Source organism: Microbacterium sp. CCH5-D1, assembly GCF_001557335.1.
In the GTDB taxonomy this organism is placed as follows: Bacteria; Actinomycetota; Actinomycetes; order Actinomycetales; family Microbacteriaceae; genus Microbacterium; species Microbacterium oxydans.
In genome coordinates this window covers 1-18,959 of record NZ_LSJW01000022.1, presented here as the reverse complement: position 1 = coordinate 18,959, position 18,959 = coordinate 1, and the positions used below count along the sequence as shown (strand labels likewise).

Genomic DNA, 18,959 nt, shown 5'->3' with positions numbered 1-18,959 from the left:
GCCCTCCCCGCCACGCGACGGCACCGCCGACTGAGATAACCTTCCACCGAGTCCCCGGTGAAGGAGAGCACGTGCCCGCGAACGATGTGATGGCCGACGAGACCGATCGGATCGTCGCCGCGGCTCTGCAGGTGAACGGCCGCGCGTCGTGGGGTGAGATCGCCCGCGTGGTCGACCTGCCCGAGCGCACGGTCGCCCGGCGAGGGCAACGGCTGCTCGACCGCGGACTGGTGCGGGTCTCCACATACGTCGATCCCGCCCGAGTGCTCCATGCCCGCGCAGTGCTCTTCCGCATCACGACGGAACCCCACGCGCTGTGGCAGGTCGCGCGCACCCTGGCCCGGCGCGCGGATGCCTCCTCGGTCTCGGTGCTCGAGGGCAGCAGCGACATCGCCGGGATGCTGCTCCCTCACGATGACGCCTCGATCCGCGAGCTGCTGTTCACCGACTTCCCCGAGCTCGAGGGCATCGACTCGATCAATGTCACGACGGTGCTGAAGTTCTTCCGGTCGGGGCACGACTGGCGTGCAGGGGTTCTCAGCGACGAGCAGGCCCGCATGCTCGACGAGTCCTCCGGCTCCGAGGTCGATCCCGCCGACTCCCTGAGTGAGGACGAGGAGGCCCTCATCCGACTGCTGCTCAAGGACGGGCGGATGCCGGTGGCTCAGCTCGCCCGCTCCCTGGGTCTGAACGTGACGACCACGCGGCGTCGCATGGAGTCCTTGAGCCGTCGAGGCCTCATGCATCCGCGCACCGAGGTCGTGCCGAGTCTGTTCGGACTGGGCCTCGAGGCGCTCGTGTGGCTTCGGGTGCCGATGGCGCGCCTCGAGAAGGTCGGCACGGCTCTGGCGGCCGCGCCCGAGGTCAAGTTCATCGCCGCCACCACGGGCACTTCACAGCTGCTCGCGAACGTGCTCGTGAAGGACGCCGATGAGTTCTACGACTTCCTCACGGGCCCGGCGGTGGCCGGTCACGAGGGCCTCGAAGTCGTGGAGTCGCTGGTGGTCATCACTCCGGTGCTGCGCGGATCGCTGATCGTCGATGAGGCACCCGAGGCGCTGGCCAACGATATGCCGACCGGCGCGATCCGCTTGTAGTCTGATTCTGTTACTGACATGTAACGAAATGGCGAGATCGTTCTTAACAGCTTGACCTAGTGGCGAAATAGAGCAAGTATCCTCTCCAGGGCCATCACCCCTGGAGAGGACCACCGTGTTCACGGCTACTGGAGACGATTGGGCGGATCGCGTCGCGACCCTGCCCCTGCGCACGCGCATGTTCATCGACGGCGTGTGGGAGGAGGGCTCGGCTGCACCCCTCATCCCGGTGAGCCCCCGTGACGGTCGTGCCCTTCCGCCGATCAGCACCGCATCCGTCGCCGACGTCGACCGCGCCGTCCGGTCGGCTCGCACGGCCTTCGACTCGGGCGCCTGGTCGCGCATCGCCCCCAGGGAGCGCGGCCAGCTGCTGATCGCCCTCGCGCAGAAGATCCACGACAACGCCGAAGAACTCGCCCTCACGATCTCCCTCGAGATGGGCAAGCCCGTGCGCGAGGCGCTGCAGACCGAGCTCCGCGCCGTCGTCAACTGCTTCCGCTGGTACGGCGAGGCGGCAGACAAGGTGCTCGACGAGATGCCCGTCACCGCCCCGAACAGCCTCGCGCTCGTCACCCGCGAACCGGCCGGCGTCGTCGCGGCCGTCGTGCCATGGAACTTCCCCCTGACCATGACCGCCTGGAAGCTCGCCCCGGCACTCGCGGTCGGCAACAGCGTGGTGCTCAAGCCTGCGGAGCACACGACCTTCTCCGCACTCCGGTTGGCCGAGCTCGCCCACGAGGCCGGCATCCCCGCCGGCGTGCTCAACGTCACACCGGGCACCGGGCAGGTCGCCGGTCGCGCACTCGGCGAGCACCACGACGTCGACGTCGTCACCTTCACCGGCTCACCCGAGGTCGGCCGCATGTTCCTCGGCTACTCGGCCGCGTCGAACGGCAAGCGCGTCTGGCCCGAGCTCGGCGGCAAGACCGCGAGCCTGGTGCTGCCGGACGCCGATCTCGAGCGTGCTGTCCGCGCCACCGCGGACGGCTGCTTCTACAACCAGGGCCAGATGTGCACGGCATCCTCTCGGCTGCTCGTACCGCGTTCCCAGCGCGACCTCGCCCTGGAGATCGCCGCCGAGGTCGCCCGCACGAGCCTTCCCGCCGACCCGTTCGACGTGTCCACCTCGATGGGGGCGATCGTGAGCGAGAAGCAGCTCGCGGGCATCGCGGGCTTCGTCGAGCGCGCCCAGGCCGAGGGCGCGGAGCTGGCCGCCGGCAGCGCCGAGCGATTCCAGGCCGTCGACGGCGGCAGCTACTTCGCCCCCGTCGTGCTCGGCGTCACGCCCGCGCACGAGGTGGCCCGGCGCGAGGTCTTCGGACCCGTGCTCTCGGTCATCGCCTACGACGACGTGGAAGACGCGCTCGCCATCGCCAACGGCACCGAGTACGGCCTCGCCGCGGCGCTCTGGAGCAACGATCTGAACGCCGTCCACACCCTCTCTCGGCGGCTCCGGGCTGGCGTGGTCTGGGTCAACTGCTTCGAGGAGGGCGACATGACGATCCCCTTCGGCGGCGTCAAGGGGTCGGGCTTCGGACGGGACAAGAGCCTGCACGCCCTCGAGAAGTTCACCGACCTGAAGACCACGTGGATCGAGCTCTCGTGACCCGCCCGTTCATCGGCATCACCACCTGGCGCCGTTCCATCGACACCGACCTGGGCAGCGGTCGCCCGGCGCACACCCTCGGCACCGAGTACGCCTCGCCCGTCGAGGCGGCCGGCGGTGCGGTCGTGCTGCTGCCTCCCACGGCGGGGGTCGACGAGGTGCTCGACCGCCTCGACGGGCTCGTGCTCTCCGGCGGCGAGGACGTGCACCCCTCCCGCTACGGTGCCGAGCCGCAGGAGGGGAAGAACTACGACCCCTCCCGCGACGGCTATGAGATCGCGCTCGCACTCGGTGCTCGGCGCCGGGGGATCCCCGTCCTGGCGATCTGCCGCGGGCTCCAGGTGAGCAACATCGCCTTCGGGGGCACACTCCTCGTCGACATCCCGGCCACCGAGCACCACGAGCCGGTGCGCGGCGCCGACCAGCAGCTCGCGGCGCGGCACCCGGTCCTCCTCGCCGAGGACAGTCGCCTCGCCTCGCTCTACGGCACCCGACAGCGGACCGTGAACACCATCCACCACCAGTCGATCGACGCCCCCGCACCCGGCCTCCGCCCGGTCGCCTGGGCACCGGACGGGATCGTCGAAGCAGTGGAGGCCGACGGCGACTGGCCGTTCTGGGCTGTGCAGTGGCACCCCGAGAAGATGATCGCCCCCGATGAGGCCGCAGAGGAGATGCCGCTGTTCGCGGCGTTCGTCTCGGCCGCCCGTGAAAGAGCAGCGGAACACCCCGCGGCAGAGAAAGGAACACGATGACCAAGCAGGTCTTCCTCGAGTACGAGAACGGCGTCCGCGCCGTCGCCACCCTGTTCGAGGACCTCGCCCCTCGCACGTGCGAGGCCATGTGGGGTGCGCTGGAGAAGCCGGTCACCATGCAGGCGATGCACGCCATGTACGCGGGCCCCGAGGTCATGGTCGGCCTTCCCGAGGAGGCGCAGAACTTCGACCCCGAGAAGGTACCGTTCGAGAACCAGCAGGTCGTGCCGGCGCCGGGTGACCTGCAGTGGTACTGGCAGCGTCCCATGCAGATGGGCGGCCTGCCGTTCGAGTGGTACGAGATCGGCGTCTTCTACGATCGTGGTGCCCGTACTCTCGGCCCGCTCGGATGGACACCCGTCAACATCTGGGGCGGCATCACCGAAGGACTCGCCGAGTTCGCCAAGGAGAGCGCGGCCATCCGCATCGACGGAGCGAAGCAGCTCACCATCGGACGCCTGGTCTAAGGCGTTCACTCAGTGCTGGACCCATCCCGAAGGAGCAGTGCATGAATACCCGAAGAATCCTCACCGCCGGAGCGCTCGTCGCCACCGGTGCCCTCGTCCTCGCCGGATGCTCGACCGGTGACGACACCGCAGCGTCAGGCGGCGACAAGGAGTTCGCCGGCGAGACGATCGTGGTCACGTCGTTCGGCGGCGACTGGGAGAAGGCCTTCATCGAGGCCGTCGTCGATCCCTTCGAGGAGGAGACCGGCGCCAAGGTCGAGCTGATCACGCTGTACAGCGCCGACGCCCTCGCGCAGGTCACCGCCCAGAAGGCGAGCCCGCAGATCGATGTCGTGCACTTCTCCGGCGGGCAGGAATTCACCGCTGCGGAGCAGGGGCTCATCGCCCCGATCGCCGCGGATGACCTCTCCGAGACCGGCGACCTGATCGACCTGGCGACCGCCGGGCTCGAGCGCGGTGAAGGCCCGGTCATCCAGCTCGCACCGATCGGACTCGTCTACAACACCGAGGCCGACGCTCCTGCGCCCACCTCGTGGCTCGACCTGTTCGACGAGGCCTACGCCGGTCACGTCGCACTCACGGACTTCTCGAACACGTACGGCGTGCTCTCGATGCTCCGTGTCGCGGACGCCCTCGGCGGCGGGATCGACGACACCTCGCAGGCGATCACCGACCTGGGTGCGCTGGCGTCGTCGGGTGACGCGATCGTCGTCCCGACCTCGCCCGATCTGCAGACCGCGTTCGCACAGCGCGACACGTGGCTCGCACCGTACGCGATGGACTACGCCGGCACGCTGCAGGACGCGGGCCTTCCGGTGGAGTTCATCGTCCCGGAAGAGGGCGTCACCGCCTCTCTCATCACGGCGAACGTGGTCGAAGGCCGGGACAACCCCGACCTCGCGAAGCTCTTCATCGATTTCGAACTGCGCCCCGAAGCGCAGGCCGTCTTCGCGGAGAACATGCGGTACTCGCCGGTCAACACCAAGACCGAGCTCTCCGACGAAGCCGCTGACAACGTGCTGACGGGCGACGAGCTCGAGACGGTCGTCGTCTACGCTCCCGGCGATGTCGCGGCTTCGCGACCGGCCTGGACCGATGAGTGGAATGCGCTGATCACCAAATGAGTGTGCGAACCCGTAGGGAGCCCTGGCTCCTGCTCCTGCCGGCGATCGTGCTGCTCGCGCTCGCCTTCGTCACCCCGGTGGCCGGCATGCTCCTCATGAGCGTGCAGTCGTCGGCAGGCGGGTTCACCCTCGACAACTTCACCCGGTTGTTCACGAGTGAATATCACCTCCAGGCGGCGCTCCGTTCGCTCCGCCTGGGGGTGATCCAGACGGTGATCACGCTGATCATCGCCATCCCGCTGTCCTACGTCATGGCACGCGCCGGCTCGAAGGTGCGCTCCTTCCTGCTGATCGTCGTCATCCTGCCCCTCATGACCAGCGTCGTGGTCCGCACGTTCGGCTGGGTGGTCCTGATGGGCCCGTCAGGGCTGCTGATGAAGATCCCCGGGGCCGAGTTCCTCGTGGGGGGCACACAGGGCTTCCTCGGCACCGAGACCGGCGTCGTGATCGCGATGGTCCAGGTGCTCCTGCCGTTCGCGGTGCTCAGCATCCTCGGTGTGATCTCGGGTATCCGCCCGCAGCTCGAAGAAGCTGCACGCACCCTCGGCGCCGGGTTCTGGCGCACGCTGTGGCACGTCGTCCTCCCCCTCGCGATCCCCGGCATCGTGGCCGGCGCCTCGCTCGTGTTCGTCCTCTCGGTGAGCTCGTTCATCACCCCGCGCTTCATCGGCGGAGCGCAGATCCCGGTGTTCGCCCAGACGATCTACATCGATGCGACCACCAACCTCGACTGGTCGTTCGCGGCCGCGCAGGCCGTGCTGCTGTTCGCCGGGGTCATGCTCGTGCTCGCGGCCACGTCCCGACTCGGGAAGCAGAAGGTGTGACCATGGTCCGTTCCGTTCCGATCCTCGGCAGGGTCCTCGCCATCATCCTCGGCGTCGTCGTGACGCTCTACATGCTCGTGCCGCTCATGGTGGTCGCCGGTGCCTCCATCGGAGAGAACCGCTTCCTGACATTCCCCGGTCAGGGCTTCACCCTCGACTGGTACGTCGAGGCGCTCACCTCCGACACCTACCTCGAGCCGTTCCGATTGAGCCTGCTGGTCGGCGTCACGGTCGCGATCGTCGCCGCCTCCATCGGCACCGCGGCTGCGCTCGCGCTCACGCGCTTCAAGGTTCCCGGCGGTGCCGCCATCCAGGGTCTGCTGATGTCGCCGCTGACGATCCCCACGATCATCCTCGCGATCGGGGCGCTGTCCATCTCGTCCCTCACGATCGGAGCGCCGAACGTGGGTGTGCTGATCGCGATCCATGTGGTGATCGCCATCCCCTACGTCATGCGCACCGTGACCGGGGTGATGACCCGCGCCGACCACTTCACGGAAGAGGCGGCGCGCACCCTCGGCGCCAGCACCTGGAATCGCTATCGCCTGGTCGTGCTCCCCATCGCCCGTCCCGGTATCGCGGCCGGCGCCTTCTTCGCCTTCAACATCTCGTTCGACGATGCGGTCATCGCCCTCTTCCTGCGCACCCCGCAGCTGGAGACGCTGCCCATCGCCATCTACGGCCAGCTGGAGTTCAGCACGTCGCCCACCGTGGCGGCCGTCTCGACCCTGATGGTCCTGCTCACCGTCGTCCTCATGATCGTGCTCGAACGCATCATCGGCCTGGGAAGGTTGTTCGTCTGATGACAACACTCACCATCACCTCACTCACCAAGGACTTCAAGGGGACCTCGGTGCTCAAGGGCATCGATCTCTCCATGCAGTCCGGAGAGTTCGTTTCCCTGCTCGGCCCCTCGGGGTGCGGGAAGACGACGCTGCTGCGTTGCATCGCGGGCCTCGAGTCGCCGACGAGCGGCACGATCGAGATCGCGGGGCAGGATGTGACCAAGCTCCCGCCCGAGAAGCGGCACCTCGGCATGATGTTCCAGAGCTATGCGCTCTTCCCGCACATGAGCGTCGCCGAGAACGTGCGCTTCGGCCTGCGGATGTCCGGCGAGAAGTCGAAGGCCGAGCAGAAGGAGCTCGCCGTGCGGGCGCTGGAGCGCGTGCAGATGGGCCACCTCGCCGATCGGATGCCTGCGCAGCTCTCGGGCGGACAGCAGCAGCGCGTGGCTCTGGCCCGTGCCATCGCGTTCGAGCCCCGCGTACTGCTGCTCGACGAGCCGCTGTCGAACCTCGACGCCCGTCTGCGTGAGGACATGCAGGTCGAGCTGAAGGAGCTGCACCGCACGCTCGGGCTCACGACCGTGTTCGTCACGCACGACCAGGAGGAGGCGATGAGCCTCTCCGACCGCATCGTGCTCATGAACGCGGGCGTGATCGAGCAGGAGGGCGCACCCGCCGAGCTCTACGGTGCTCCCCGCACCCCCTTCGCCGCGGACTTCATCGGCGCGGCGAACCTGCTTCCGGCGACCCGTTCCGGAGCAGTGGCCACCCTCGACGGCACCACGATCCAGGTGCCGATGACCGGCGCCGGTCCCGATGGAGCGGGAGAAGTGGTGCTCCGCCAGGAGGACCTGCGCCTCTCCCCCGTCGTGGGTGCGGATGCCCCGGTGAGCGTCGAGGTCGTCGCGCGCGTCTACCGCGGCGCCGACATCGTCTACATCGTGGAGCTTGCGGGTAAGCGGATGCGCGTCGTCCGCCCGCGGCACGAGGAGCCGATCCCTGAGGGTAGGGCCGGTCTGGGCTGGCGCGACGGCGCCGTGCTCTGGATCGCCGCCGCCTAGTCCTCCCTACGGCAACCGTCCCGCGGTCGTAGGATCGCGACATGGCCGAAGAAGAGTCCCCCTCCCCCGATGCTCCCCGCGATGCTTCCCGCCGGGGATTCTTCAAGGTCGGCGGAGCAGCTCTCGCGGGCGCGGTCGTCGGCGGCGTGGGTGGGGCAGCGATCGGCGCGTCGATCGCCGGCAATGCACGTGACGGCTTCGCGGCCGACGCCGACCCCTTCGCCGCCCTCACTCCGCGCAGCGAGCCGGGGTTCGACCATCTCGTGGTCGTGATGGGCGAGAACCGCTCGTTCGACAACCTGCTCGGCTACCTCTACTCGAAGCAGACCCTGCCGCAGGGTGAGACGTTCGAGGGGCTCGACTTCGGCTCGTACAGCAACACCTCGTCCGATGGCACGGTCGTCGATGCACACGTGTACACCGGTGACACCGACCGGATCATGAGCCTCCCCGACCCGGATCCGGGCGAGGAGTATCCGCACGTCAACACGCAGATCTTCGGCACGGTCGACCCGAAGACCAACGCCGACCTCTTCGTCGACGAGATGACCGCCCCCTTCAACGCCCCAACCCACGGCGAGAAGGCGACGATGTCGGGGTTTCTCGAGGACTACATCATCAACTTCCGGCGTCTACGCAAGGGCGTCGACCCGAAGCCCGAAGAGGCGGCGCACATCATGGGCTCGTTCTCGCCCGAGATGCTGCCCGTCCTGTCCACGCTTGCCGCGGAGTTCGCGGTGTTCGACCACTGGTATGCCGGAGTGCCATCGCAGACGTTCTGCAACCGCTCGTTCTTCCACGCCTCCACGTCTCACGGCTTCGTGACCAATCAGGCCGGCGGCGGCTACCGGAAATGGCTGGATGCACCGGCCGCGCCGACGGTGTTCAACCGGCTCGAGGACGAGAAGGTGAGCTGGAAGATCTACATCGACAAGCTCCAGCTCGTCTCGTTCACGGGGATGCTGCATGCCGCGGTCCTGGAGAAGTACTGGCGTACCGACCATTTCGGCACGATGGAGGACTTCTACGCCGAGGCGAAGGCCGGCACCCTCCCCGCCTACGCCTTCATCGAGCCGCGGATGGTCTACGACCACAACGACTTCCATCCGCCCTTCGGGTCGCCGCGTGAGAGCGAGGTCGACGGCGAGCCCGTGTTCGACAGCGCGATCTCGGATGTGCGGGCGGGCGACAGGCTCATCCACGACATCTACGAGGCGGTGCGCACGAGTGCCTCCCCGAAGGGGTCGAACGCCGTCAACACTCTGCTGCTCATCACCTTCGACGAGCACGGCGGCTGCTACGACCACGTGCCGCCGCCCGCCGTGACGAAGCCCACCCGCGATACCGGGCCGGGCGAGATGGGCTTCACGTTCGATCGACTGGGCTGCCGTGTCCCGGCCATCGCGGTGTCGGCCTACACGAAGCGGGGCAGCATCATCCACGACGAGATGCATCACGGCTCGGTGACCGCCACCCTCTCGCGCCTGCACGGACTCAAGCCGCTCAACGACCGCGACGCGTCGGCGAACACTCTCCTGAACGTGGTGAATCTCGACAAACCCCGGCACCCGTCCGACTGGCCGGTGACCACGCCCGCGTACACGCCTCCGAATCCGGAGGACACGGCACCCCAGCCCGGTGAGAAGGATCAGCTGAAGCCGCTCACTCCGCCCGCACGCGGACTGCTCGGCCTGCTCCTCGCGCGCTACGGGAAACCTGGGGAGCCGGAACCGGAGACCTTCGCCGACGCCTACAAGCTCCTCCACGAGCACGGCGAAGAGCTGTTCGGACCGCCCGAGGGCAGCTGACCACGAAAGCGGGCGCCGCGTTACTTCCGGCCGGCGCGACGGCGGGCGACGACCAGAAGAGTCGCCCCGAGCAGGATCACCGCGGCACCACCTGCCGCCCAGGCGAACGTTTCGGCACCGAGGCCGGTCGCCGGAAGGCGACCACTGCCGTTGCTGTTCGAGCTCCCGGTCGACGGCTCGGGTGACGGCGACGGCGACGGTGGGACGACGGCCGCGGCGAGGGTGAAGTCCTGTCCTTCGACGGACTCGCCGACATCGGAGATCATGACGCTGCGGGTTCCCGCCCCGACGATCGTGGTGCCCTCGGGCGCGCGCACGATCAGCTCATAGTTGCCCGGAGGGAGGCTGCCGAGACTGTAGGTGCCGTCGGCACCCGTCGTGAGCTGTGCCGAGACGGGACCGGAGACATCGATCACCACACCTCCGACGGGTTCACCGCCGTCGGTGCGCACCGTGCCGTCGAGCGCCCCCAGCCGGGCGAGGTCGAAGTCCACGCCTGTGACGTCCATCTCCGCGACCGGTGCTGTGCGGCTGAGCGGAGATGTCGCGGCGTAGCCATCGGGCGTCGTCATCGTGACCGTGTAGTTGCCGGCCGGAAGGCGGGGGAACGTGTAGCCTCCATCCGCGCCTGTCACCGTGGTGAGGGTGCCGCCCCCTTGCTGCACGGCCGTGACTGTGACGCCTGGCACACCGCCGCCGTTCCATCGGACGACCCCGCTCAGGCTCGGGTTCGCCTCGATGACGAAGTCGGTGAGTGTGATCAGATCCTCGTTGTCCGCCGGGACCACGAAGCCCGGCGGCGCCGTGTCGACGGCGTACCCGGCTGGAACGGCGATGGTCACCTCCTGCAGCCCATCGAGGACCATGTCGAACAAATATCTGCCGTCGGCGTCGGTGGTCCTGGTCTGTGCGTCGATCGTCACGACGACGCCGGCGATGGGGTTTCCCTCCGTGTCCACCACGCGCCCGGTGACGGGGGACGGCACGATGTCGCGCACCGTGAAGTCGACATCTTCCGCATTGCCGCTGCTGAGGTTCACCGACGTCGTCGTCTCACCGACCGCGATCTTGCCCTGCGGTGCCGTCACACTCACCCGGTAGCCGTCCGTGGCGATGAACCCGGGGAACGAGTAGGTGCCGTCCGGCGCGGTGGTCGTCCTGCCCACAATCGTGCCGTTGCCGTCGGTGAGTGCGAGGGCGACACCGCCCAGCGCCCCGGTGTCCACGTCGACGACCGATCCTCGGATGTCATTCGCAGCCGAGACGAACCACGTCTGGTAGACGGGAAGACCGGATCGCCGGGTGAAGATGAAGCTGAGGGAGCGGATCGGAGTCGACGGCTCGAACCACGCCGCGGATCCGTTGGTGTCGGCAGCTGCCGCGTTCCCGGTGAGGGTGAGGGTCGCGGCATCCCATGTCGGCACGTCGCCGACCGCGCCGGTGCACGCGGGCTTTCCCACGACCCCGGGAGCGCAGTAGTTGAAGAGGTCCCTGAGGCCGATCTCCGCCGCTGTGAGCACGTGCCCGTCAGGAGCGACGGCATGGATCCGCACGCTGTCGGAGTCGATGTCACCCAACGCGAAGGCCCAGCCCGACGTCGGGGTCGGCGCGGCGAACGAATAGGTCGTCGTCGACGGGCTCGTGGCGTTGTCGGCCCTGGGCCGCAAGTTCAGGTACGGCTGATCCCTGCTGGATCCGTACTCGGCTCCGATGGGGGTCCCTTCGGCCAGCCACGTGGATGCACCGGTGATCACGCCGACCTGGCCTGCGCGCGAATCGCTGGTCATGGTGGCGGTGAGTGCAGGGTGGGGTGCCACCTGGACTGTTGTCGTGAAGGCACCTGCAGTGCCCGCGAGCGGTTGCCAAGTGGCCCATGACGTGGTGGCGGCAACAGCGGGGATGGCGCCGACGAGCACGGCGACGAGCCCGATGACTCCGGCGATGATCCCCCTACGACGCAGACGCATGCGGTCAGAGTACTGGTCTACCGGATCGTCGAGAAGGGAATTCTCCGCGATCACACGTCGGGGATGAGCCTCTTGCCCAGGTCGACCGTGTCATCGATCTCGTAGCCGAGCCTGCGGTAGAAGTCGACCACCTGCGCGTTGCCGGAACGCACCTGCAGGTTCACCTTCGGGCATCCCAGGTCGCGCAGACGGGCCTCAACGTGGGCCACGAGCTCCCTGCCCACTCCGAGTCCTCGCGCGTCGAGCTGCGTGGCGAGGTAGTTCATCCACCCGCGATGCCCGTCGTAGCCCGCCATGACCGAGCCGAGGATGCGCCCCGTCTCGTCCTCCGCCACGACGAACAGCTCGGGCTGCACCGTCAGCTTCCGGGCGATGTCCTTCCGAGGATCGTTCCACGGCCGCGTGAGCCCCGCCGCCTCCCACAGGGCGACGACGGCATCGGTGTCTTCAGGGTGGAAGGGTCGGATGCGCACCGGTCCAGCCTCCCAGACCCGCCCTGCTGCGGGCGTCAATCCTCGCGGGAGAAGGTGATGTGCGTGACGCCCGACTCCGCGACCTCCGAGGCGACGCGGTAACCGGACTCGAGTCCGCGCAGGTCGTCCCAGAGTCGGATCCCGCTGCCGATGAGGATCGGGGTGATGCCGACGTGCAGGTCGTCGACCAGCCCCGCGCGCAGATACTCGCGCACGGTCGTGGGTCCTCCACCGATCCGCACGTCCGCTCCGGCGGCCGCCTCGACCGCTTTCTGCAGCGCCTCCTCGGGAGAAGCAGAGAGGAAGTGGAAGCTCGTGCCGTTGGCGAACTCGATCGAAGGCCGCGGGGTGTGGGTCAGCACGAACACCGGGGCGTGGAACGGCGGCTCCTCGCCCCACCAGCCGCGCCAGTCCGGGTCGTCCGGGTTGGCGTGGAGCCCGAACATCCCGGCGCCCATGATCTCGGCGCCGATGTTCTCGAAGTAGTGCGCGGCGTACTTCTCGTCGACGCCTGTCGTTCCCGTCCCGCTGGTGTCGAGGAAGACACGCTCGTGGAACGTGCGCGTGGCCGTGTACGCCGCCGTCAGCCGGCCCCAGTCCTCACCGAAGGGGTTCTCGGGGGTCTGGTCCGTCGTCGTGGCGAAGCCGTCGAGCGAGATGTTGAGATCGACGCGAACACGGGTCATGGTTTGCCTCCGAAGGCATGAAGGGAGGCTGCGTCGATCGGCGCAGCCTCCCCAGCGTCAGTGCTCCAACGCTCCGTGTCAAGCGACTCGTGTCAAGGTCGGCGATCCCGCTCAGACCGGATCGCCCTGGACGGGACCCTCCGTGTTCGGCTTCCACCCGAGCGCCGGAGCCACATGCTTCGCGAACGACTCCAGCACGTGCAGGTTGTACTCGGGTCCGAGCTGGTTCGGGATGGTCAGCATCAGCGTGTCGGCCGCCATCACCGCCTCGTCCTGTCGGAGCTGCTCGATCAGCACGTCGGGTTCTGCCGCGTAGGTCTTGCCGAACGTGGAACGGAATCCGTCGATGATGCCGATCTGATCGGCGTTCTCCTCGCTGCGAAGTCCGAAGTAGGCGCGGTCCATGTCGGACACCAGGGGGAACACGCTGCGGCTGACGGAGACGCGCGGCGTGCCCGTGTGCCCTGCTTCCTTGTAGGCCGAGCGGAAGAGGTCGATCTGCTCGCGCTGCAACTCGTGGAAAGGCTGCCCTGTGGCCTCGGTCACCAGGGTCGAACTCATCATGTTGAGTCCCTTGCGGCCGGTCTCGATCGCCGTCGGACGCGAACCTGATCCCCACCAGATGTGGTCGCGCAGGGTCGGGGATTGCGGCTCGATCGCGAGGTAGCGGCCGGCACCCACCATGCGGGGATCTCCGGGGGCGATGCCTTCGCCGTCGATCGCACGGAGGAACAGGTCGAACTTCTCCCGAGCGATCACGCTGCCCCGCTCGGTGTCCTCCTCGTCGACGTATCCGAAGGTCTCATAGCCGCGCAGAGCCGTCTCGGGTGAACCGCGGCTCACGCCCAGGGCGATGCGGCCGTCGGAGATCAGGTCGAGAGCGGCGGCCTCCTCGGCGAACTGGAACGGGTTCTCGTAGCGCATGTCGATCACGCCCGTCCCGACCTCGATGCGCTTCGTGCGCGCGGCCATGGCGCTCAGCAGGGGCATCGGCGAGGCGGCCTGACGCGCCCAGTGGTGCACGCGCACGTAGGCGCCGTTCACACCGATCTCGTCTGCGCCCTCGGCGATCTCGATGGTCTGCTTCAGCATGTCGCCCGCGGTGCGGGTCGCTGAGCCGGGCACGTCTGCATAGTGCCCGAAGGAGAGGAATCCGAAAGCCTTCATGATCTATTCCAACGCATGTATCCCTCAGCTATTCCCCCGGTACGAGGATGCCGTCCAGCACGAGCGATCTGATGCGGGGCTCGAGTTCGGCCCACAGGTCTGCGAGGGGAACCTCGAAGAGGTCGGCCAGGGCCGAGACGATCTGCACCACGGTGAGGTCGCCGTCGCAGGCCCCGACGAACCCGGCGAGCGCAGGGTCCACGTTCACGGTGCGCGCGAAACCGCCACCCTGTCGCAGTTCGATGACGCTGGGGTCGTCGTTCCCCGGCAGCAGGTGGCGGGCCTCGGTGACATCGGGCGCCGTCAGCAGTGTCGAGGGGATCCCCTCGGCGAGCGCGTCATGCGCGACAAGCCCGGTTCCGAGCGCGGCACCGACGTTCGACACCTGCTGGGAGATCCGCTCCGTGCGCCGGAGTGGAGGGGACGACAGACCTCGACGCATCAGCACGTAACCGAAGCCGATCGAGGTCACGCCGCGGGCGGCGAAATCATCGAGCCAGGCGGTCAGCAACGGAGTGAATGCCGGGTCACGCGGGGTGATGCCCCCGTCGCGGATCCACAGCTCGGCATACCCCAACGGCGACAGCTCCTCCCGTTCGACGACCCAGAGGTCGAGCTCGCTCGGCACCCAGGCCTCCAGACGGGCGAGACCGGTGACCCCTGCCCGCGACTCCCAGTTGCCGAGCAGCTGCGCGATTCCGTTCCGCGTCAGATGGGCCGGAGCGCTCCGCACGAACTGCTCGACGAGGGCATCGCCCACCAGTCCGCCGTCGCGGTACTCATACGCGGGGACGCCCTCCACCCGCGGTGTGATGACGAACGGTGGATTGGAGACGATCAGATCGAACGCTTCGCCCGCGACGGGGTCGAACATGCTGCCGTGACGGAACTCGATGTTGGTCACCCCGTTGACCCGCGCGTTGAGCTCGGCGAACGCCAGTGCCCTGACCGAGATGTCGGTCGCGACCACCGTGCCGGCACGACGGGCGACGAGGAGCGCCTGGATCCCGCACCCGGTGCCGAGGTCGAGAGCGCGATCGACCTGGATGGGCACGATCGTCTCGGCGAGGGTGCGCGAGGCTCCACCGACGCCGAGCACATGATCGGCGGGGAGAGGGCCGTCGAGGGCGACCTCGTCGAGGTCGCTGGCGATCCACCACTCGCCGACACCCTCGGCATCCACGAAGGACTGCGGACGCAACAGGGCCGTCGGGGTTACCGTCTCGGCATCCGCGGTGGCGAGTCCGAGCGCTTGGAGTCCGTCCACTCCGAGGTTCGGCAGCGCGGCGGCGACCGCCGCACGCGGCTGACTCATGCCGAGCACCAGCAGACGGCCGAGGGTGGCCAGGACTCCGGAGTCCTCGGCGATGGCCCGCAGGATCGGCTCGCGCATCCCCCTGGCGAGGGCGTCGTCCGCCTCCTCGCCCCACAGGCGACGGAGAGGTGCGGACCGGAAGTCGGCGGCATCGAGATCAGCGGCCAGCGCGGAGGTGCGAAGAGGGTCTGGGTGAGGTGCGGGGGTGTCGGACACGGCCGTCACTCTACGCGTCTTCAGGGTTCTCCTTCCCTGTGCCTCCTAGAATCAGGAGGTCAGTACTCACGAGCAGCCCCGTTCCGGGCGTTCGAGGAAGACCCTCATGACCGCCATCACCCCCGAGCACGGCCTCCGTGCGCGCCTGCGAAGGCTCGCCGGCAGGACCGCCGTCCTCGCTATCGTGCTGGGCGCCTGCGCGGTCGTCGCACCGAGCACGGCCGTCGCCGCCGGCGGGTCCGCTTCCGACGAGGAAGCGAGCGTCGCCTTCCATGTCTCCGCGGGTCTGCGCGGCCTCGTCGCCCCCGGCTCCTCCACCACGGCGATGCTCACGGTGCAGAACGAGACGGAATCGAAGCTGTCGAGCGGTCAGGTGCAGGTGGAGCTCAGCAGGACTCCCCTGACGGACGAAGCCTCCGTCACGAACTGGCTCGATGAGGGCGAGGCGCCGGGCGATTTCGACACGATCGGCTCCGACACGACGGCCGCGCTCGACGCCGGTGCCTCCGGCATGACCACGGTCTTCGTCCCTGCCGAGACCCTCGGCGCCCTCGCCCCCGGTGTCTACCCGCTGCGGGCGGAGCTCACGGGTGCCAAGACGGTGAACACACCTGAGGATCGTTCGGCGACGGTCGAGGCCACGGCGACCAGCGTGCTCGTCGTCGCCGATTCCCAGACCGCTCAGGTCGGCGTGATGGTTCCGCTCACGGCGACCCCCGACAACGGCGTGCTATTGAGCGCGGAGGAACTCAGCACTCTCACCGGACCCGAAGGGGCCCTGACCGCTCAGCTCGACGGTGTGGCCGGCACCACTGCGGTGCTCGCCGTCGATCCCGCCATTCTCGCCGCGATCCGCGCTCTCGGTTCCGCGGCTCCGGAGACCGCCCGGGAGTGGCTCGACCGACTCGAAGCTCTGCCGAACACGCGGTTCGCGCTGCAGTTCGGCGATGCGGATGCGACGGCGCAAGCGCAGGCGGGTCTACCCGCATTGCTGCAGCCGACGACGTTGGCGACGTTCCTGAACCCCGCCGACTTTCCGCAGACGCCTGCCACGTCGTCGCCGACGGCGGACTCGACCGCGACACCGGGCCCGACGCCCAGCCCGACCGGCACTCCTCAGCTGCCCGACGACGCGGAGCTCACGGCGATCGATGGCGCGCTCCCTCAGATCCTGTGGCCGGACGACGAGCTGCGAGAAGAGGATCTCGACACCTTCGCGAGCTACCTGGGTGAGGGGACGAGCACCATCGTCTCCTCCGCAGCGCTGGGCGGACAGAGCGCCGCGCACGCCACCGTCGGCGGGCACGACCTCCTGGTCACCGACAGCGGCCTGTCGCAGACTCTTTCCCAGGTCGCCGCGGAGGCCGACTCCGTCGATCGTCAACGGCTCCTGGCCGAAGCCGCCGCGCTCCTGACACTGGCTGAGAGCCGCGTAGGGGGTGCCCCGTTGCTGATCGGGCTCGACCGCGACGAGAACCGCAATGCGGACGCGCTGCGGGACGCGATCTCGACGGCCGATTCGATCGGATTCGAACTTTCGGCACTGCGCGCCACCCCGCCCGCATCGGCCGCGCTCACATCGGAAGCCGATCCCGCGCGTGCGGCAGCGGTGACGACCCTCCTGACCGACGAGGGAACGCTCACCGCCTTCTCGTCGATCCTCGCTGACCCGCAGGTCCTGCTGAGCCCTGAACGCATCAGGATCCTCCGGACGCTGTCCGTCGGATCGTCGGCGAAGGCTTTCGCGAAGAAGGTCGAGGAGCACCAGAAGCGCACCTCGGAGACGCTCGCCGCCGTGAGCATCCCCCCGTCGAGCACGATCCAACTGCTCACCGCCAACGCTGATCTGCCGATCGCCGTGCGCAACGACCTGCCGTGGCCGGTGACGGTGCAGTTGTTCGTCTCCCCCACCGACCCTCGACTCGAGGTGAAGCCGGTGACGGAGACGGTCGTCGAGGCGAACTCCACCAAGCGCGTCAAGGTCCCGGTGTCCGCACGGGTCGGCAGCGGCGAGGTCGACCTGCGCCTCAGCCTCTACAGCCCCACCGGCGTGCAGATCCAGGATCAGCAGAAGATCAGGGTGGCTGTACGAGCGGAGTGGGAGACCATCGGCCTCATCGTCTTCGGGGGCCTCGCCGCACTCCTCATCGTGCTCGGCGTGATCCGCACCGTCCGCCGCAAGCGCCGCGAGGCCGCCGAGGAGGCGGCTGTGGAAGCAGAGATCGAGTCGTTGGAAGAGGACGCCGTGAACGCCCGACCGGATGGGACACCGAGCAACGGCACGTCATCGGCCCACGACACGTCCTCGACCCCGGATACGAATGAGTAGCCTCGGCCGGGCGAGCGCCATCATCGGCGCCGGCACCCTCGTCTCACGCGTCACCGGGCTCCTGCGCAGCATCGTCCTCGTCGGTGTGCTCGGATCTGTCGCATCCGAAGCGGCCGACGCGTTCACCTACGCGAACCAGCTTCCGAACAGCGTGTTCTCCCTGATCTCCGTGGGGATCCTCACGGCCGTGATCGTCCCGCAGATCGTCAAGGCGACGGCGGACGCCGACGGCGGCAACGCCTTCATCTCCAAGTTGTTCACCCTGGGCACGGTCGTTCTGGTCGTGGTGACGGGACTCGCGACGGCAGCAGCTCCATGGCTGGTGCATCTGGTCGCCGGCAAGGCGAACGAGTCCACTCTCGCCCTCGCCACGGCACTCGCGTACTGGTGCCTGCCGCAGATCCTCCTCTACGGCCTCTACGCCATGTTGGGCGAGGCACTCAACGCACGAAAGATCTTCGGTCCGTTCACCTGGGCTCCTGTCGTCAACAACATCGTGTCCATCGCAGGCTTCCTCGCGCTCGGAGCACTGTTCGGTCCCGTGTCCACGAAGGCCTCCGACTGGACGCCGGAGATGATCACCCTGCTCGGCGCCACTGCCACCCTCGGCATCGCGCTCCAGGCGGTCGTCCTCCTCGTCTTCTGGCGTCGCACCGGCCTCGCACTGAAACCCGACTTCCACTGGCGAGGGGTGGGGCTCGGCAACGTCGGTCGCCTGGCGGGCTGGACGTTCCTCATGGCCTTCGCGAGCCTCTCCGCCGGGGTTCTTCAGGGGTACATCGTCAGTGAGGTGGCCGGTCTCGGCGCCTCCGCCACGGTGACAGCGAACGCCTGGCTGATCTTCATGCTGCCGTACTCGGTGATCGTGCTCTCGATCGGGACTCCGTACTTCACCCAGATCAGCGGCCACGCCGCCGCCGGACGCGACGATGAGGTCCGGGCTGACATCGCACGAAGCATTCGAACCCTGTTGTTCTTCATCGTGGCAGCGGCCGCCGCCGTCGCCGCTGCCGCCATCCCCGCATCCCGTGTATTCACTGACTCCGCCGACGACGCTCAGGCGGCTGCTCTGGTGCTCATCGCCTACCTCGTCGGACTCATCCCCCTCACGATCCTCTTCATCGTGCAGCGAACCTTCTACGCCTACGACGACACCCGGACCCCGTTCTGGTTCACGATCATCCAGTGCGTCCTCATCGTCGTCACCGCTCTCGTCGCCCTCGGCATGCGAGAGGCGGGGATCATCCCTCTGACGTCGCTCGCCGCTGCGGTCGCGCTC

At 68.2% G+C, this 18,959-nt stretch carries 16 protein-coding genes; 11 read left to right on the top strand and 5 right to left on the bottom strand.

Annotated features, from left to right (window positions below; translation table 11 throughout):
• Positions 1 to 71 precede the first annotated feature (71 nt).
• The 9 genes from AX744_RS01590 to AX744_RS01550 all read left to right on the top strand — a co-directional run bounded on the left by AX744_RS01590 (position 72) and on the right by AX744_RS01550 (position 9,527).
• Complete coding sequence (locus AX744_RS01590; protein WP_046748496.1) at positions 72 to 1,097, top strand: Lrp/AsnC family transcriptional regulator; 1,026 nt, start codon at positions 72 to 74, stop codon at positions 1,095 to 1,097.
• 115 nt (positions 1,098 to 1,212) lie between these two features.
• A complete protein-coding gene (locus AX744_RS01585) occupies positions 1,213 to 2,703 on the top strand; it encodes an aldehyde dehydrogenase family protein (RefSeq protein ID WP_061015205.1) in 1,491 nt (496 codons plus the stop codon).
• Positions 2,700 to 3,458 carry a gamma-glutamyl-gamma-aminobutyrate hydrolase family protein gene (locus AX744_RS01580; protein WP_058630969.1) on the top strand — a complete coding sequence of 253 codons (759 nt, stop codon included), beginning with the start codon at positions 2,700 to 2,702 and terminating at the stop codon, positions 3,456 to 3,458. The genes AX744_RS01585 and AX744_RS01580 overlap by 4 nt, the downstream gene beginning before the upstream one ends.
• Positions 3,455 to 3,925 (top strand): DUF3830 family protein, encoded by a 471-nt coding sequence (locus AX744_RS01575; RefSeq protein ID WP_017829890.1) that lies wholly within the window; start codon positions 3,455 to 3,457, stop codon positions 3,923 to 3,925. Before AX744_RS01580 ends, AX744_RS01575 begins: the two co-directional genes overlap by 4 nt.
• A gap of 41 nt (positions 3,926 to 3,966) precedes the next feature.
• Positions 3,967 to 5,049, top strand: a complete 1,083-nt coding sequence (locus tag AX744_RS01570) for an ABC transporter substrate-binding protein (protein ID WP_046748494.1) — start codon at positions 3,967 to 3,969, stop codon at positions 5,047 to 5,049.
• Positions 5,046 to 5,873, top strand: coding sequence for an ABC transporter permease (locus tag AX744_RS01565; RefSeq protein ID WP_046748493.1), 828 nt, complete (start codon positions 5,046 to 5,048; stop codon positions 5,871 to 5,873). The genes AX744_RS01570 and AX744_RS01565 overlap by 4 nt, the downstream gene beginning before the upstream one ends.
• A 2-nt stretch (positions 5,874 to 5,875) precedes the next feature.
• Complete coding sequence (locus AX744_RS01560) at positions 5,876 to 6,676, top strand: ABC transporter permease (protein WP_218867878.1); 801 nt, start codon at positions 5,876 to 5,878, stop codon at positions 6,674 to 6,676.
• Positions 6,676 to 7,719, top strand: a complete 1,044-nt coding sequence (locus AX744_RS01555) for an ABC transporter ATP-binding protein (RefSeq protein WP_061015204.1) — start codon at positions 6,676 to 6,678, stop codon at positions 7,717 to 7,719. The genes AX744_RS01560 and AX744_RS01555 overlap by 1 nt, the downstream gene beginning before the upstream one ends.
• Before the next feature lie 41 nt (positions 7,720 to 7,760).
• A complete protein-coding gene (locus tag AX744_RS01550) occupies positions 7,761 to 9,527 on the top strand; it encodes an alkaline phosphatase family protein (RefSeq protein WP_061015203.1) in 1,767 nt (588 codons plus the stop codon).
• Positions 9,528 to 9,547: 20 nt separating this feature from the next.
• On the opposite strand, the gene AX744_RS01545 is transcribed toward AX744_RS01550, so the two are convergent.
• The 5 genes from AX744_RS01545 to AX744_RS01525 form a co-directional block, all read right to left on the bottom strand.
• Complete coding sequence (locus AX744_RS01545; RefSeq protein WP_061015207.1) at positions 9,548 to 11,494, bottom strand: MSCRAMM family protein; 1,947 nt, start codon at positions 11,492 to 11,494, stop codon at positions 9,548 to 9,550.
• Positions 11,495 to 11,544: 50 nt separating this feature from the next.
• Positions 11,545 to 11,967 (bottom strand): GNAT family acetyltransferase, encoded by a 423-nt coding sequence (locus AX744_RS01540; protein WP_061015202.1) that lies wholly within the window; start codon positions 11,965 to 11,967, stop codon positions 11,545 to 11,547.
• A 35-nt stretch (positions 11,968 to 12,002) separates the two neighbouring features.
• Positions 12,003 to 12,653, bottom strand: a complete 651-nt coding sequence (locus AX744_RS01535) for a dihydrofolate reductase family protein (protein ID WP_061015201.1) — start codon at positions 12,651 to 12,653, stop codon at positions 12,003 to 12,005.
• A 111-nt stretch (positions 12,654 to 12,764) separates the two neighbouring features.
• Positions 12,765 to 13,820, bottom strand: a complete 1,056-nt coding sequence (locus tag AX744_RS01530) for an LLM class flavin-dependent oxidoreductase (RefSeq protein ID WP_046747955.1) — start codon at positions 13,818 to 13,820, stop codon at positions 12,765 to 12,767.
• Positions 13,821 to 13,848: 28 nt separating this feature from the next.
• A complete protein-coding gene (locus tag AX744_RS01525) occupies positions 13,849 to 15,360 on the bottom strand; it encodes a DUF7059 domain-containing protein (protein WP_197429141.1) in 1,512 nt (503 codons plus the stop codon).
• A gap of 97 nt (positions 15,361 to 15,457) precedes the next feature.
• On the opposite strand from AX744_RS01525, the gene AX744_RS01520 reads away from it, so the two are divergent.
• Positions 15,458 to 17,680, top strand: a complete 2,223-nt coding sequence (locus AX744_RS01520) for a DUF6049 family protein (RefSeq protein WP_061015200.1) — start codon at positions 15,458 to 15,460, stop codon at positions 17,678 to 17,680.
• On the top strand, positions 17,673 to 18,959 hold a 1,287-nt coding region (gene murJ, locus AX744_RS01515), incomplete at its 3' end, for a murein biosynthesis integral membrane protein MurJ (protein ID WP_061015199.1). The genes AX744_RS01520 and murJ, both read left to right, overlap by 8 nt.